General features: G+C 72.4%; 15 protein-coding genes. 9 read left to right on the top strand and 6 right to left on the bottom strand.

Features of this window, described 5'->3' with window-relative positions:
- Positions 1 to 110: 110 nt before the first annotated feature.
- From ABZ434_RS18600 to ABZ434_RS18615, 4 genes are all read left to right on the top strand, one after another.
- Positions 111 to 788 (top strand): AIM24 family protein, encoded by a 678-nt coding sequence (locus tag ABZ434_RS18600; RefSeq protein ID WP_359137478.1) that lies wholly within the window; start codon positions 111 to 113, stop codon positions 786 to 788.
- A gap of 11 nt (positions 789 to 799) precedes the next feature.
- Entirely contained in the window at positions 800 to 1,657 is an 858-nt protein-coding gene (locus tag ABZ434_RS18605; protein WP_359137677.1) for an ATP-binding cassette domain-containing protein, read from the top strand.
- Positions 1,654 to 2,325 (top strand): ABC transporter, encoded by a 672-nt coding sequence (locus ABZ434_RS18610; RefSeq protein ID WP_359137481.1) that lies wholly within the window; start codon positions 1,654 to 1,656, stop codon positions 2,323 to 2,325. The genes ABZ434_RS18605 and ABZ434_RS18610 overlap by 4 nt, the downstream gene beginning before the upstream one ends.
- A 292-nt stretch (positions 2,326 to 2,617) precedes the next feature.
- Complete coding sequence (locus ABZ434_RS18615; protein ID WP_359137484.1) at positions 2,618 to 2,809, top strand: hypothetical protein; 192 nt, start codon at positions 2,618 to 2,620, stop codon at positions 2,807 to 2,809.
- An 18-nt stretch (positions 2,810 to 2,827) separates the two neighbouring features.
- Here the strand turns inward: ABZ434_RS18615 and ABZ434_RS18620 are convergent, their stop codons facing one another.
- From ABZ434_RS18620 to zapE, 4 genes are all read right to left on the bottom strand, one after another.
- Positions 2,828 to 3,517 (bottom strand): polysaccharide deacetylase family protein, encoded by a 690-nt coding sequence (locus ABZ434_RS18620; RefSeq protein WP_359137486.1) that lies wholly within the window; start codon positions 3,515 to 3,517, stop codon positions 2,828 to 2,830.
- A 348-nt stretch (positions 3,518 to 3,865) separates the two neighbouring features.
- Positions 3,866 to 5,239: an alkaline phosphatase PhoX gene (locus ABZ434_RS18625; RefSeq protein WP_359137489.1), complete on the bottom strand. Its 1,374-nt coding sequence runs from the start codon at positions 5,237 to 5,239 to the stop codon at positions 3,866 to 3,868.
- 514 nt (positions 5,240 to 5,753) lie between these two features.
- A complete protein-coding gene (locus ABZ434_RS18630; protein ID WP_073734893.1) occupies positions 5,754 to 6,179 on the bottom strand; it encodes an OsmC family protein in 426 nt (141 codons plus the stop codon).
- An 84-nt stretch (positions 6,180 to 6,263) separates the two neighbouring features.
- Positions 6,264 to 7,355: a cell division protein ZapE gene (zapE, locus tag ABZ434_RS18635; protein WP_359137493.1), complete on the bottom strand. Its 1,092-nt coding sequence runs from the start codon at positions 7,353 to 7,355 to the stop codon at positions 6,264 to 6,266.
- A 35-nt stretch (positions 7,356 to 7,390) separates the two neighbouring features.
- Between zapE and ABZ434_RS18640 the strand changes: the two genes are divergently transcribed.
- The 4 genes from ABZ434_RS18640 (at position 7,391) to msrB (ending at position 10,607) form a co-directional block, all read left to right on the top strand.
- On the top strand, positions 7,391 to 8,161 hold the full coding sequence (locus ABZ434_RS18640) for a pyrimidine reductase family protein (RefSeq protein WP_359137495.1): 771 nt from the start codon (positions 7,391 to 7,393) through the stop codon (positions 8,159 to 8,161).
- Between the two features lie 143 nt (positions 8,162 to 8,304).
- Positions 8,305 to 8,757 carry an indole-3-glycerol phosphate synthase gene (locus ABZ434_RS18645; protein WP_359137498.1) on the top strand — a complete coding sequence of 151 codons (453 nt, stop codon included), beginning with the start codon at positions 8,305 to 8,307 and terminating at the stop codon, positions 8,755 to 8,757.
- 40 nt (positions 8,758 to 8,797) lie between these two features.
- Positions 8,798 to 10,192, top strand: coding sequence for a UDP-N-acetylmuramate--L-alanine ligase (gene murC, locus ABZ434_RS18650; protein WP_359137501.1), 1,395 nt, complete (start codon positions 8,798 to 8,800; stop codon positions 10,190 to 10,192).
- A gap of 10 nt (positions 10,193 to 10,202) precedes the next feature.
- A complete protein-coding gene (gene msrB, locus ABZ434_RS18655) occupies positions 10,203 to 10,607 on the top strand; it encodes a peptide-methionine (R)-S-oxide reductase MsrB (RefSeq protein WP_359137504.1) in 405 nt (134 codons plus the stop codon).
- A gap of 25 nt (positions 10,608 to 10,632) precedes the next feature.
- On the opposite strand, the gene ABZ434_RS18660 is transcribed toward msrB, so the two are convergent.
- Positions 10,633 to 11,094, bottom strand: a complete 462-nt coding sequence (locus ABZ434_RS18660) for a hypothetical protein (RefSeq protein ID WP_359137506.1) — start codon at positions 11,092 to 11,094, stop codon at positions 10,633 to 10,635.
- 96 nt (positions 11,095 to 11,190) lie between these two features.
- Complete coding sequence (locus ABZ434_RS18665) at positions 11,191 to 13,641, bottom strand: GTPase-associated protein 1-related protein (RefSeq protein ID WP_359137509.1); 2,451 nt, start codon at positions 13,639 to 13,641, stop codon at positions 11,191 to 11,193.
- A gap of 565 nt (positions 13,642 to 14,206) precedes the next feature.
- Here ABZ434_RS18665 and ABZ434_RS18670 point away from each other — a divergent pair.
- Entirely contained in the window at positions 14,207 to 15,103 is an 897-nt protein-coding gene (locus ABZ434_RS18670; RefSeq protein ID WP_359137512.1) for a LysR family transcriptional regulator, read from the top strand.
- Positions 15,104 to 15,270 lie beyond the last annotated feature (167 nt).

Raw genomic sequence — 15,270 nt, forward strand, 5'->3', positions numbered from 1 at the left:
GGAACGGACGAGGGCTCGGGGTTGTCGTTGCTGCTCACCCGTCACAGTCTGCCAGCCGCCCCGAAAACCGTTCTTGGCGGAATGGAACACTCCGGGTGAGGATGCACCGCATGAAGAGCGATCTCTTTTCCAGCGAGCACATGGCGCAGCAGGCCACCGCCCCCGGCATGACCTTGCAGAACGCCAAATCCATCAAGTACGCGGTCAACGGCGAAATGCACGCACGCCAGGGATCGATGATCGCCTTCCGCGGTGACCTCCAGTTCGAGCGCAAGGGCCAGGGCCTCGGAGGCATGCTCAAGCGCGCCGTCACGGGCGAGGGGCTGCCGCTCATGGCGGTCCGCGGCCAGGGGGAGGCGTGGTTCGCGCACGAGGCGGCCAACTGCTTCATCGTGGAGATGGAACAGGGCGACGTCCTCACCATCAACGGCCGCAACGTCCTGTGCTTCGACGCCACGCTCGCGTACGAGATCAAGACCGTGAAGGGTGCCGGCATGACCGGCGGCGGACTCTTCAACAGCGTCTTCAGCGGCTACGGGAAGCTCGGCCTGATGTGCGAGGGCCACCCCATCGTGATACCCGTCACTGCCCAGCAGCCCGTGTGCGTCGACACCGACGCGGTCGTCGGCTGGAGCGCCCACCTGAACACGTCGCTGCACCGCTCGCAGAGCGTCGGCTCCATGCTGCGCGGCGGATCGGGCGAGGCCGTCCAGCTCCGCCTGGACGGCGAGGGATTCGTGATCGTACGGCCCAGTGAGCTGAAGCCCGAGAAGGCGTCGTCCAACTGAGTACGGACCTCCTGCGACTGAACGGGGTGGGCCGCCGGTACGGCCTCGCCGGCCCCTGGGTGCTGCGCGGGGTCGACCTCGGGCTGCCCAGGTGCTCCCTCGTCCGCGTCGAGGGAGCCAACGGCACCGGCAAGTCCACCCTGTTGCGGCTCCTCGCCCGGATCGATGCCCCCACCGAGGGCCGGATCACCGGCGGCCGGCCGCGCACGGCGTACGTTCCCGAGCGGTTCCCGGCGGCGCTGCCCTTCACCGCCGCCGGGTATCTCGTGCACCTCGGCCGGATCCACGGGCTGCGTACGGCAGACGCGGCCGCGCGCGCGACGGAGTGGCTGACCCGGTTCGGGGCCGTGGAACAGGCCCGTACGCCGCTCGCGGAGCTCTCCAAGGGCACCAGTCAGAAGGTCGCCGTCGCCCAGGCGCTCCTGGCCGAACCGGAGTTGCTGGTGCTGGACGAGGCCTGGACCGGCCTGGACGCCGCCGCCCGGGCCGAACTGGACCGGGCCGTCGCGGCACGCGCGGCCGCGGGCTCCACCGTCGTCTTCGTCGACCACGACCCGCACCGGCTCGCGGACGCGGTCGACGTGGTCCTGCGGGTCGAGGGGACCGGACTGGCAGCGGCGCCCCTCGCCCCTGCCGCGACGGCAGCCGGCCCCCGGGTCCGGATCGAGGTGACGGGCCCGCCCGGTGCCCCGCTCCCCGCCGGACTGCCCGGCGCCCCCGAGCGGAGCGCCGCCGGGGACGGAGCGCTGCGGCTGACCGTCGCGGCCGCATACTCCGACGCCCTGTTGGGCGCCCTGCTCACGGCCCGCCCGCCCTGGCACATCAGGCAGCTCTCGGCTGTGCCCGCCCGCCCCGGCGAGGCGGCATGACCGCTCTGATCCGCTACCGGACCGCCCTGCTGCTGCGCTCCCAGCGCTGGCTCGCGCCCGTGCTGCTGTACGCGGCCTTCCTCGGTGTCGGGGTCAGCTCGGGCCAGCCCGTACTGGACTCGCTCGGCTACACCGCGGCCGGGCTGCTCCCCGTCACCGCATGGCTCGTGCAGGTCTGCGCCACCCAGGAGCCGCCCGCCGCCCGGACGGTCGTCGCCGCGGCCGCGGGCGGGCAGCCGAGGGCCCACCTGGCGGCCCTGCTCACCGCGCTGGGGTCCGCCGGGCTCCTGGGTACGGCCGCCACGGCGGTCGTGCTGCTGATCAGCGAGCCGGCGAGCACGGACCACAGCGTCGAGGTCCCGCTGCTTTCCGCCGGGCTCGCGGGACTGCTCGCCACTGCCTGCTGCCTCCTGCTGGGGACGGCGGTCGGGGCGCTGTGCACCCGGCCGCTGCTGCATCGGCGCGGCTGGTCCCTCGCGGCGACCGTGCTCGCGAGCCTGCTGGCCCTGGTGGCCGGCGGATCGCCGGCGAAGTACGCGGTGACGGGGCTGGTCACCGGCTCCCGCACCGGCACCGTCCACGTGCCGCTCCTGCCGCTCCTCGGCGCGGCGGCCGTGGCGACCGCGGCTGCCGCGCTCGCCTGCCGGCTCACGACGGTACGCGGCTGAGTGAGGGCTGTGCCGCGCTTCCTGGCGGGCGCACGACGACAGCTACGGCACCTCGCCGCGCTGTCGAAACGCCCCGAGTACGTCCCGTATGCGGGCGCCTCTCCGCCTTGCGATGCACCGCATCCGACGCCGCGCGCTGATCCACCAGGAATGGCGGGACAGCCCTTACAACCGCGTGCACGATAAGCGTCGCCGCAGGTCAGCGGCGCTCGTCGTCGCGGCGCCCGAGCCTTTGACCTGCACGGATGCAGCGACGGCTCAAATCGTGCACGAGGTCGTTAGGCTCGTACGCATGAACGAACCCGCGAACGAGTCGTACTGCGAGGCGCCGGCCGTTCCGACGCCCGACAGCGCCGCCGGACCTCCGTACGCCGAGTGCGTGCTGTGCCGGAAGCCGACCGAGTACGCGGCATCCGTCAAGGGCATCACGCTCTGCCCGGTCTGCGAGTGGCAGGAGGCCCAGCGCACGGCATGCTCCGGCTGACGTCCCGGCCCGGCCGGATCAGCCGGCCATCAGTTCCGACACCTTCACGAAGCGGTATCCGCGTCTCCGCAGCTCCGGAACCACCTGCTCCACCGCCTCGTCCGTGACGGGTGCCGCGCTGCGGGTGCAGTGCATGACGACCAGCGAACCGGGCTCCACCCCCTCCAGCACCTGCTCGGCCACCGCGTCCGCGTCCGTCGCGAACGCGTCACCGCTGACGACGTCCCACTGCACCGCGGTCACCCTCTCGGGCGCGAGCGCGCGCAGCGCGTCGTCGTCGTAACAGCCGCCGGGGAAGCGGAAGTACGGCACCACGTTGCGGGCGCCGGTCCTCCGGATCGCGCCGAAGGCCCGCTCCACCTCGTCGCGCATCGCCTCCTTCTCCACGACCGGCAGGCCGTAGCAGGGCGAGGTGAAGGCGTAGTGGCTGTACGAGTGGTTGGCGATCTCGAAGAGCGGGTCCGTGCCGATGGAGCGCGCCTGGGAGGGATACTCCTCGGCCCACCGGCCGGTCATGAAGACGGTCGCGGGCACCTTCAGCCGGCGCAGCAGCGCGATCAGTTCCGGATGGTCGAAGTGCTCACCGGCGGCCGCCCGCGGCCCCTCGTCGGCCGTCATGTCGGCGTCGAAGGTGAGCGCGACGACCTTGTCCGTACGGTGCGCCCCGCGCGTGAGGACGGGGGTGAGGCCGGCGGGCCCGGCCGCCATGGTGGGTGGGCCCTTCGCGGACGGGGACGCGGCCGGGGGAGCGGCGGAGGGGACCTGGACGGCGGCCGCTCCCCGGCGCGCGGCCGTGGGCCGGTCTCCGGGTGTCTCGGCCCGGCTCCCGCATCCGGCAAGCCCACCTACGAGGACCGCTCCCAAAACGGTCGCATTGGTAACTTTGCGTGCAAATGTGGTCACTGTGAGACGGTAATGGATCGCCATCCGGCTGAGTGGGTGGCGCCCCGTGCCCACGTTGATCAAAACCGATCAAATGAACGTTGCCGTCCACGAATCAGGAACGGGGCGCGCCGCCTCTGTGCTCAGCCGGCCGACGTCAGTACGTCAGCAGGGTCAGCGCCATGGACCCGTCACCGCGAAGGTCGTCCCCGGCGTGTAGCAGTTGACGAACATCGTCTCCTGGTCCGGCGCGAAGGTGACCCCGGCGAACTCGCCCCACTCCGGCTCCTCCGCCGTCCCGATGTTCTGCCGCCCGCGCGCCATGGCGTACACCTCGCCGCGCCGCGTCAGGCCGAACACATGCTGCGCCCCTCCGCCGTCCTCGCACACCATCAGCCCGCCGTCGGACGCCAGACAGATGTTGTCCGGCGACTCGCCCGGCAGCTGGATGTCCGTGTCCGGCCCGAAGGCGATGACCAGCGTCAGCCGGCGCCGCTTCGGCTCGTACCGCCAGACCTGCCCGAAGTGGTCGGCCGCTGAGCCCTCCGCGCTGTGCGCGAAGCTGGAGACGAAGTAGACGGAGGAGCCGCCCCAGTAGCAGCCCTCCAGCTTCTGGCCGTGGGTGATGCCCTTGGGCCCGAAGTCCTGGAAGCGGATGGCTGTTTCGGCGGCCAGCGGATCCGGTACGGGCACCCACTCGATCCCCTCGAAACTCGTCCCCGTCTCCTGGACCGCGGAAAGATCGGGGACGCCCGGCACCCGCATGGCCTCCAGCCGGCCGCCGGCCCGGAGCGAGCCCGTGCCGCCGAGCGGCTTCTCGGGAAGGAAGCGGTAGAAGAGCCCGAACGGCTTCTCGAACGCGTCCTCGGTCTCGTACACGATGCCGTTGCGTGGATCGATCGCGATCGCCTCGTGCTGGAAGCGGCCCATCGCGGTCAGGGGCACCGCGCCGGTGCGGTGCGGATTCGCGCCGTCCACCTCGAAGATGAAGCCGTGGTCCTTGGTGTAGCCGTTGGTGCCGGCCTTGTCCTCGGTCTCCTCGCAGGTGAGCCAGGTGTCCCAAGGCGTGCGCCCGCCGGCGCAGTTCACCGCCGTACCGGCGATTCCGACGCGCTCACCGAGGACGTTGCCGCGGCCGTCGAGCTCCAGGGCCGTGCAGCCGCCCTTGCCCATCGGGTCGTACGTGAGCCCCTCGACCGTCGGCACGGCGATCTTCGCGGTGACCCGGTTCTCGTGGTTGCGGACCAGCCGGACGCGCCCGCGAGGGCCGGCGAACGCCGCCATGCCGTCGCAGTTGCTGGGGACCGGCCCCTCGCCGGAACGGAGCGGGTCGCCCTCCCGGGACAGCACCCGGTAGCGGAACCCCTTCGGAAGGTCGAGCAGCCCGTCGGGGTCGGGCACCAGCGGGCCGTAGCCCGCGTGGCCGCGCGCGGCAGAAGTCCCCGCGAAGAGCTCGCTGAAGGCCCCGGTGAAGGCGATCGTGGCGGCGACACCGCTCGTGGCCAGGATTTGTCGTCGTGTGGCAAGACGTCGAGGTGCGGTTGACATGTGGCAACTCCCTGTTGGCGGACAGGTGACATGGCATTGTCAAAAGCAGGCCTGCCCCGTCGAGGCCCTCCATGAACGTTGTCACGGCCGACTGGCCGGTCCAGGCCCGACGCTCCGGGGCGGAAGCAGCCGGAAGGCCGACCGGGAGCCCGGCCGTGTGTCGAGTCCGGGCCGCCCCGGGCGCGCATCGGCGATGCGGCGATGGACGGCCCGAGACCCGAACCGGGCTCGGGGTAACCCGCGCCTGTCACGGGCCCGCGATGGAAACGTTCGAACACCTGCCGGGCGGCGTCCGTCGGAAGCCGGCCCGTCATCGGCGACCCCGACCACGCACGCCGGGGTCCCGGGGGCAGCGGCCCCGCTCGGGAGGCCGGTCCCTCCGGTGTCTGCGGGCCGGGATCCTGAGCGGGAGATCCAGGACGGCCGGAACGTGAACACGGTCCTCGTGTGCGGGGGAGCGCACAGCACTGTCCCCGGGCGGCAGGGCCGGCCCGGGGACAGTGGGGGAGAGGGATCAGGCGAGGGAGGCGCTCAGAGTGATCGTCGTGCCCGTCAGCGCCTGACTGACCGGGCAGTTCGCCTTCGCGTCCTCGGCCGCCTTGACGAAGCCGGCCTCGTCGAGACCGGGCACCTCGCCCTCGACCGTGAGGTGGATGCCCGTGATGCCGGTGCCGGGCTGGAAGGTGACCTCGGCCTGGGTGTTCAGCCGGGTCGGCGGGGTGCCGGCCGTGGCGAGGCCGTTGGAGAGCGCCATCGAGAAGCAGCTGGAGTGGGCCGCGGCGATCAGTTCCTCCGGGCTCGTCTTGCCGTTCGCCTTCTCCGCGCGGGACGGCCAGGAGACCGGGTACTCCCCGATCCCGGAGGAATCGAGGGTGACGACACCCTTGCCCTCGATCAGGTTGCCTTCCCAGACCGTGTGCGCCTGACGCGTGGTAGCCATGCTGGTTCCCTTCAAACGGAATGCGCGGTTGTACGGGGGTGGTGAGGCACTCCTTCGTGCCTCACCGGAGTCACGCCCCCGAACCTACTGCGCCACCAACCCCTTTGCGTCGCGCGCCAGCGCCGTGAGCCGGGAGATTGCCCGGAAGTACTTCTTCCGGTACCCGCCGTTCAGCATCTCCTCGCTGAACAGCCGGTCGAACGGCAGGCCCGAGGCGAGTACCGGAATCTCCCGGTCGTACAGCCGGTCCGCGAGCACCACGAGCCGCAGCGCGGTCGACTGGTCGGGTACCGGCTGCACCTCCGTGAGGCACACCGCCCGGATGCCGTCCGTCAGCGCGCCGTACCGGCTCGGGTGGACGCGGGCCAGATGGTCGAGCAGGGCGGGGAAGTCGTCCAGACTGGCGCCCTCGGTCGCGTACGCCGCCCTGGTGACCTGCTCCTCGGAGTACGGGGGCGGGGCGTCGGGCAGGCCGCGGTGGCGGTAGTCCTCGCCGTCGATGCGCAGCGGGCGGAAGTGCGAGGAGAGCCCCTGGATCTCACGCAGGAAGTCCGCGGCTGCGAACCGGCCCTCGCCGAGCTTGCCGGGCAGCGTGTTGGAGGTCGCGGCGAGCGCCACCCCAGCCTCGACCAGCCGGCTCAGCAGCGAGGAGACCAGCACGGTGTCGCCCGGGTCGTCGAGCTCGAACTCGTCGATGCACAGCAGCCGGTGACCGCTGAGGGTCTGGACGGTCTGCTGGAAGCCCAGCGCGCCCACCAGGTTCGTCAGCTCCACGAAGGTGCCGAAGGCCTTCAGCGAGGGCGCGGCGGGCGTGGCGTGCCAGAGGGAGGCGAGCAGATGGGTCTTGCCCACGCCGTAGCCCCCGTCGAGGTAGACCCCGCGCGGACCGCTCGGCGCCACGGCCTTCCTGCCGAACCACTTGCGCTTGCCGGCTCCCGTGGCGTGCGCCCCGCCGAGCCCGGACGCGAAGTCGGCGAGGACCTTGACGGCCTCGATCTGACTCGGCTGGGCGGGGTCGGGAACGTACGTGTCGAAACGCACGGAGTCGAAGCGCGGCGGCGGCACCATCTCGGCGACCAGACGGTCGGCGGGGACGTGCGGCTCGAGCGCGCACAGGGACTGCGGGGCCGTCTCGGCTATGGGGCTGGACCCCGGCACGGCGGTGGAGGAGGACACAACTCCCCAGCTTAGGCCGTGCCAGACTGCGGAACATGCGACGCCTGTTCCCTGTGACCGACCTGACAGCGGCCGACGACCGAGGCGAGTGGAGCCTGGACTCCCTCTTTGACGCCTACGCCTACCCGGAGACCGGCGGCCCCTGGCTGCGCGCCAACATGGTGTCGACGCTCGACGGCGCCGCCCAGCACGACGGCCGCTCGCAGCCGATCTCCTGCGAGAGCGACATGCGGATCTTCGGCGCCCTGCGGGGGCTGGCCGACGTCGTGATCGCGGGCGCGGAGACGGTGCGGCTGGAGGGCTACCGCCCCGCGCGGGCCCGGGAGGCCTTCGCCGCGCGGCGGGCGGCGGCCGGGCAGGGGCCCGCGCCGGCGATCGCCGTGGTGAGCGGGAGCATGGACCTGGACTTCTCGCTGCCGCTCTTCGTCTCGCCACTGGTTCCCACGCTCGTGCTCACAGGGGCGGGGGCGCCGCCCGGCCGGATCGAGACGGCCCGGAAGGCGGGCGTCGAGGTGGTGATCGCGGGGGAGGGCTCCCGGGTGGATCCTGCCCGGGTGGTGCGGGAGCTGGCCGATCGTGGGCACCGCCGGCTGCTGACGGAGGGCGGCCCCCGGCTGCTCGGCCAGTTCGTGGCAGCGGGGGTGCTGGACGAGATCTGCCTGACCCTGGCGCCCATGCTCACGGCCGGTGACGCGCAGCGGATCGCGGGCGGTCCGTCGGTGGCCGTGCCGGAACGATTCGCCCTGGCAGCGCTGCTGGAAGAGGCCGGGTTCCTCTTCTCTCGGTACCGTCGGATCCGACAATGAGCGGAATATTCCGTTCCGGTTAGCGTTCGGTGGGCAGAATGGATCTCGCAGACCCCGTGCGAGCACGGGGAAGGATGGTTTCAGCAGTGACCGGCGACGGCCACTGAAGCAGAAGGGCCCCTGTGGTGTTCACCAGCGTTTTGATGATCGAGAAGCCCCTCACTTCCGAGGACGTCGAGTTCGTCACCACCCTGCACGGGGAGGAGCGGGTCTCCTTCGTCGTGCTCATGCAGCCACGCGGTGACCAGGCGGATGTGCTGTTGCGGGCCATCGACGACCTGGCGATGGGCGAACTGAAGGAAGCGGCCAGGGAGAGCGAGGAGCCGGAGGGGAAGAACGCCAGACAGTCCGCCGAACTCGCGCTGGAGGTGTCCCTGGAGGCACTGCGCCAGTCGGGCTCGGAAGCCGTCGGCCAGGTGATCGAGAACCACCCCCTCGACAAGCTGAAGTCCGTCGTCGACGGGGCGGAGGCCGACGAGGTCATCGTCCTGACGGCCCCGCACTACGTGGAGGAGTTCTTCCACCGCGACTGGGCGTCCCGCGCCCGCCACAAGGTCGGCGTACCGGTGCTCAAGCTCTTCGCGCACAGCGAATAGGCTGGGAGCCCCTACCCGCACCACCCTGGGAGACACACGCATGGCACCCGGTATTCCTGCCGCCATGGAACGGCCGCACTTCATCGGCATCGGCGGCGCCGGAATGTCGGGCATCGCGAAGATCCTCACCCAGCGGGGCGCGAAGGTCGCGGGCAGCGACTCCAAGGAGTCCGCCACGGCCGGGGCGCTTCGCGCGCTGGGGGCGACCGTCCACATCGGACACGCCGCCGGGCACCTGGCGGACGACGCCACCTGCGTGGTCGTCTCCAGCGCCATCCGCGACGACAATCCGGAGCTGGTGCGCGCCGGGGAGCTCTCGATCCCCGTCGTGCACCGCTCCGACGCCCTTGCCTCCCTCATGCAGGGGCTGCGGTCCATCGCCGTCGCGGGCACCCACGGCAAGACGACCACCACGTCGATGCTGGCCGTCGCCCTCACCGAACTGGGCCTCGACCCCTCGTACGCGATCGGCGGCGACCTCGCCGGTCCCGGCACCAACGCCACGCACGGCGAGGGTGCGATCTTCGTCGCCGAGGCCGACGAGAGCGACCGGAGCTTCCAGAAGTACGACCCCGAGGTCGCGATCGTCCTCAACGTCGAGCTGGACCACCACGCGAACTACGCCTCGATGGACGAGATCTACGACTCCTTCGAGACCTTCACCGGCAAGATCGTGCCCGACGGCACCCTGGTCGTCTCCGCAGACCAGTCCGGCGCCGTCGAACTGACCCGCCGGGTGCGCGACCTGTCCTCGCTCAAGGTCGTCACCTACGGCGAGTCCCCGACCGCGGACGTACGCGTCCACAAGATCACCCCGAGCGGTCTGACCAGCGAGGTCACGGTCGTCCTGAACGGGAAGTACCTCACCTTCACCGTCTCCGTGCCCGGCCGCCACTACGCCCTGAACGCGGTGGCCGCCCTCGCCGCGGGCGTCGCCCTCGGCATCCCCGCCCACAACCTCGCCTCGGCCCTCGGCAAGTACACCGGGGTCAAGCGCCGCCTCCAGCTCAAGGGCGAAGCGGCCGGCGTCCAGGTCATCGACAGCTACGCCCACCACCCGACCGAGATGACGGCCGACCTCGAAGCGATGCGTGGCGCCGCCACCGACGCCCGGATCCTGGTCGTCTTCCAGCCCCACCTCTTCTCCCGCACCCAGGAGCTCGGAACCGAGATGGGGCAGGCCCTCGCGCTGGCCGACGCCTCCGTGGTCCTCGACATCTACCCGGCCCGCGAGGACCCGATCCCCGGCATCACCAGCACCCTGATCATCGACGCCGCCCGGTCGGCGGGCGCCGACGTCACCGCCGTGCACGACAAGGCGACGGTCCCCGAGGTCATCGCGGGAATGGCGAAGCCCGGCGACCTCGTTCTCACCATGGGGGCGGGCGACGTCACGGACATCGGCCCGCAGATCCTGGACCACCTGTCGAGCTGAGGGAGCCACCGTGCCGTACGACATCGAGAAGCCGGACGAGCAGTGGCGGGAGGAACTCTCCCCCGCCGAGTACGCCGTCCTGCGCAAGGCGGGCACCGAGCCGGCCTTTGTCGGCGAGTACACCGACACCAGGACCACGGGCGTCTACTCCTGCCGCGCGTGTGACGCTGAGCTGTTCCGCTCCGACACCAAGTTCGAGTCGCACTGCGGCTGGCCGTCCTTCTACGACCCGAAGGACACCGACGCGGTCGAACTGATCCAGGACCGCAGCCACGGCATGGTCCGCACCGAGGTCCGCTGTGCCCGCTGCGGCTCGCACCTGGGCCACGTCTTCGAGGGCGAGGGCTACCCGACCCCGACGGACCAGCGGTACTGCATCAACTCGATCTCACTGCGGCTGACGCCGGACGCCTGATCCGGTACGAGGACTGACGCGCGCGTCAGTCCTCGTCCGACGTCTCGGGCTTCAGCAGCGGGTGCACCACACCCGGGAAGACCCGGGCCCGCACCACCGGCTCGGCGGAGCCGCCCTGGATCACCGTCTCGGCGACACCCCAGGGGCGGCCGGGCAGCTCGACGATCAGCGTGTACGAGGCGGAGCAGCCGGTGCACTCGTACCGGTCCACCCACGTCTCCACCTCGGTGGTGCTCCCCGGGTAGCGCGCCACGTGGCGGTGGAGCGCGTGACAGCGTTCGCACCGCTCGCCCGGCTCGCACGTGCCTCCGCAGGGGCACGGCACGTCGAGGGAGTCCGCCGGGCGCCAGCGCTGCGTGAGGACGGCGTCGCGTGTGGCGCCCATGTCCTTCATCGCCTTGAGGTTCCGCGCGGCCACGTTGTACGACTCACCGGTCGCAGCCATCCGGTCGCGGATCACGTCCTTGCGCCCACGGTTCGTCGTCATCTGTTCCTCCTGGGGTTCACGCAGCCCGCCAGGAGCCCACGAGATCGTTGTGTCCCAACGGTACCCGGCGCGCGGGGCCCCCGACGACCCGCGCGTTCACCCCCGCCGTACCCGGCCCGCGATCCGCCGGCCGATCCGGCCCAGGGTGCCGCGGCCCCGGCGGTTCCAGTCGTGGAAGGCCTCGGCCCGGCCACTGCTCCCCGAGCGCCCCACGGCCTCCTCCACCGCCGCGATCCCGTCGGCGGACAGCGTGCGCACGGCGGGGCGCAGCACCTCCTCCAGCAGGGCGTCAGCGGTCCGGCTCCACTCCGCTCCGGCGTGCGGATGAGCGGTCCAGACGGCGAAGCAGTCGGCGGCGTACGCCGGTTCCGCCTTCAGCCGGGAGCGGACGCCGGCCTCGCGCGCAGCCCGGTCGTAGGCGGCGACGAGATCGGGGTCGCCGCTGTGCACGAGGGCGTACAGCTCGGCCTCCGGCCGCTCCGGTGCGAGCAGCCGTGTGGCGAGCGCCCCGAACGCATGGCGGAGCACCTCTGGCTCCACCGGCTCGGCGTCCTCGCGCAGCGCGCGGGCCCGCTCCGCCCACTCCGGGGCCGCCGCGCCCGACCGGATCTCGCGGGCGAACTCCAGGAGCAGCAACGCCCCGCGTTCCCGGCCATCGATCTCCTGCGGGAAGCCGCGCAGCAGGTCGTGGGCGAGTTCGGGCGCCTCCTCGTCCGTGGCGGGGGCACCGAGCGCCGCCGTGACCAGGTGCGACCAGGTGCCGGCCGTCCGGTGGGCGTCCGACGTGGCGGCCTCCAGCAGCATCCGGGCCTCGCCCGCCGTCACCGTGCCCTCCTCCCACACCAGCCCCACGGCCGTCCGCAGCACCAGTGGCTCCGCGAAGGGCGACATCCCGGCGGCCCTCAGCACCCGGTGCACCGCGCCCACCCGGTCCTCTCCGAAGCCCGCCTTGATCTCCGGCGCCTCGGCGCACATCCGCAGATGCGGAAGCAGCTGGGTGCCGGTGAACGGGAGCGGGACCCTCCCCAGCAACCGCTCGACCCCCGACGGGTCCTGCGGCGCGATCCGGTCCAGCGCACCGAGCAGGGCCGTACGGACGTCGAACTGCTCGTCCATCAGCTCCAGAAGCGCCGGCGCCCAGCCCGGCTCGCCCTCCCCGGGCTCCAGCAGGGCGGGCGCGAGCCGGCGGACGACCGAGGGCAGCAGCTCCGCGCAGTCCACACCCAGCAGCCGGGCCACCCGGAGGAGCTGCACCGTCCTGGCCACGTCGAGACCGACGCCCGCGCCGCTCAGCTCGGTCAGGATCTCCGGACCCAGCACCGAGGCGACGGCCACGCCCTCGGGACCACTGAAGGCGGTGCGGCCCGGAAGCTCCACCGAACCGTTGCCGCCCCGGACCGCCTCCGTGACCAGCATGGCGGCCAGCGGAGCCGTGGTCGTCACGGGCGAACGGCCGTCGAGCGCGGCGAACAGCCGCCCGGCGGCGTCGAATTCGGGGCCGGTGCGGTCATCGACGCCGGGCGCGGTGAGCGCGTCGATGAGCTGCCGGGTGCGCTTCGCGTCCAGCGCGTAGGGCCGCTCGGCGGCCCAGTCGGCCGCGGCGGCACGCCCGGCCGTGCCGAGGGCCGTCCCCGCGCACAGCGCAGTCACCGCCAGCGGTCCGGCGGCGAACGGTTCCCCGGGCAGTCCGGCCGCCTCGCGGAACAGCTCGGGCGCGCGGCTGCGCCAGATCCGGGCGGCCGTCTCCGCCCAGGCGTCGGCCCCGGTGCCCTCCGGGCGCGGTCCGGTACAGGTGTGCACGTGGATGCCGGGGCCGCTCAGTTCGTGCGCGTCCTGCGGCAGCACTCCGACGATCTGCTGCGGAGCGCGCTGCGGGTGGCGGGCGTACGTGGTGAACGTCAGCCGCTCGGCGAGCTCGTCGGGCAGTGCGACACAGGCCAGCGCGATCCACCGGGCCACGTCGTCGCTCTGCCGCTCGACGAGCACCACCTGACCGGAGGGCCCGTCCGGCCCGCACAGCCGACGCAGATCGGCCAGGACGCCCGCGAGCCAGGGGCCGCGGGAGACGGCGAAGTCGTTGAGCCCCTCACGGTCCCGGGCGTGACCGGTGGCGGGCAGGGCGGCGAGCGGGCCCGGCAGGGTGCGGTCCGGGGTGGTGGCCGACCAGCGGGCGGACCGGCAGGCGGTGATCGGGAGCGCCCCGCCCGGCAGCCGGGTGCCGGCCGGGAGATGGACCGCGTGCGCGTGGAAGCCCACGGAGGAGGACGGGGAGGAGCGGACCGGCACCGTCCGGGCCAGCAGATGGCTGCCGTCGGACAGTTGGCTGAAACTGAAACTCTCGGGCAGTGCGCGCAGTGTGGCGTCGGCGATCCGCGGCGCCGTGCCGGCGGGTGGTTCGTACGCCAGGAGCGGCCCCGCCTCGGTGAGCACGGACGCGGGTATCGCGGCGTCAACTGCGGTGAAACGGGCCGGTATCGGTTCGGCCTCGCCGGTGCCGGGGCCGTCCCCGCCGGTTGCGGAGGTGTAGTGCAACTGCGCGAGGCTCATGCGTCGGCTCTCTTCGTCCCTGCCGTGAAGGTCCCCTGCCACCCGCACCCGCCGTCCCGTGGTGGCCGCGCCGACCCGGGCAGAGCGACGACCCCGGCGGGGAGTGTTCCGCAGTCGCTGGGGCGACGCTATCAAGGACCCGCGTCCCCTTGCGGCGGGAAGGGCGGGCAAGAACGGCGGGGGCCGGAGCGGCGCGTCCCGGCCCCCGCCGGCACGAGGTCGGCCCAGCGTCCGAACTCCCCGGTGCGGTCGGCGCCGGGATGTCGTCCACCCCCCTGTCCGCCGAGCCTGCCGGGGCGCCGGAGACCACCGGCGCGCTGGTCATCGCGGTGCAACGCTGCTTCTCCGAGTCGGACATGGCGCCTGTGCGCTGGAGGATGCGGTCCGGTACGGATCGTGACGGGCCGTCGATCACCGCGTGGAGCCGGCAGTCGTCGTTGTTGCTCGGGGACCAGCCCTCGACCCGCTCACGGAATAGACGAGGCACTTCCCGCGATGTAACCGCTGTCAGTACGACGAATGCCGTGGGTGGGCCACCACCCATCGCGGAGAGGGACGGGAGCCGATGAGCCTTCGCCAGTTCGAGTACGCCCTGGCCGTCGCCGAGGAGGGCTCGGTGACGGCTGCGGCGGAGCGGCTGCGGGTTGCCCAGCCCTCCGTCTCCCAGCAGATCCGGAGCCTGGAGAGAGAACTGGGCGTGGAGCTGTTCGCCCGTACGCCGACCGGGCTGGTGGCCACCGTGGTCGGCCGGGCGTTCCTGCGGGAGGCGGAGGTCGCGGTGAGCGCGGCGCGGAAGGCGCGGGCGACCGCGCGGGCCGGTGCGGACGAGCTGGTGGGCGAGTTGGTGGTCGCTGCGCAGATGGGCTTCGGTACGCGGCAGCTGCCTGGTGCGCTCGAGGCGTTGCGCCTCCGCTTTCCCCGGCTGGAGGTGACCGTGTTCGAGGAGCCGAGCTCCGCGGAGCTGGAGCGGCTGTGCCGCCGGGGCGTGCTGGACCTGGCCCTGATGGCGGCGTGCGACCGCAGCCCCGCCGATGCCCACCACCTCGGTGACGAGGAGTTCGTCGTGGTGCTCGGCGACGGGCACCGGCAGCTTGCCGCGGACCGGGTCGACCTGCGCGATCTGGAGGGCGAGGCGTGGGTGAGGTTCGACCGTGACAGTGCGCTCGACGGCGTACTGATGAGCGTGCTGCGGGACAACGGTCTGACCCCCGCCACGGCCGCCCGCGTGTCGCAGACCGCGACGGCCGTGCGCTGGGCCGCTCACGGGCTGGGGGTGACGCTCGTCCCGGCCTCCGCAGTGCCCAGTGGCCACGAGCACCTGGTCCGCCCGGTGTTCCCCGCCGTGTCCCAGCCGGTCATCGCCGTGCTCCGGCAGGGGGCCGGGCCGGGGGAGACGGCTCTGCTCGACCTTCTGCGCGAGGAGACCTGGACCGAGTCCGCTCCCTTCACCCCGGTGTCCTGACACCGGGAGCTCAGGGCCCCTGAGCTCCCGGTGTCAGGGACCAAGGGCTGTCCCGCAATTCCTGGTGGATCAGCGCGCGGCGTCAGATGCGGTGCATCGCAAGGCGGAGAGGCGCGCATACTGGACGTATTCCTCGACCAACCCCCCATGAACGAAAGCGGTGGCGG

Origin of the sequence: Streptomyces sp. NPDC005761 (assembly GCF_040630635.1) — a bacterium.
GTDB lineage: Bacteria > Actinomycetota > Actinomycetes > Streptomycetales > Streptomycetaceae > Streptomyces.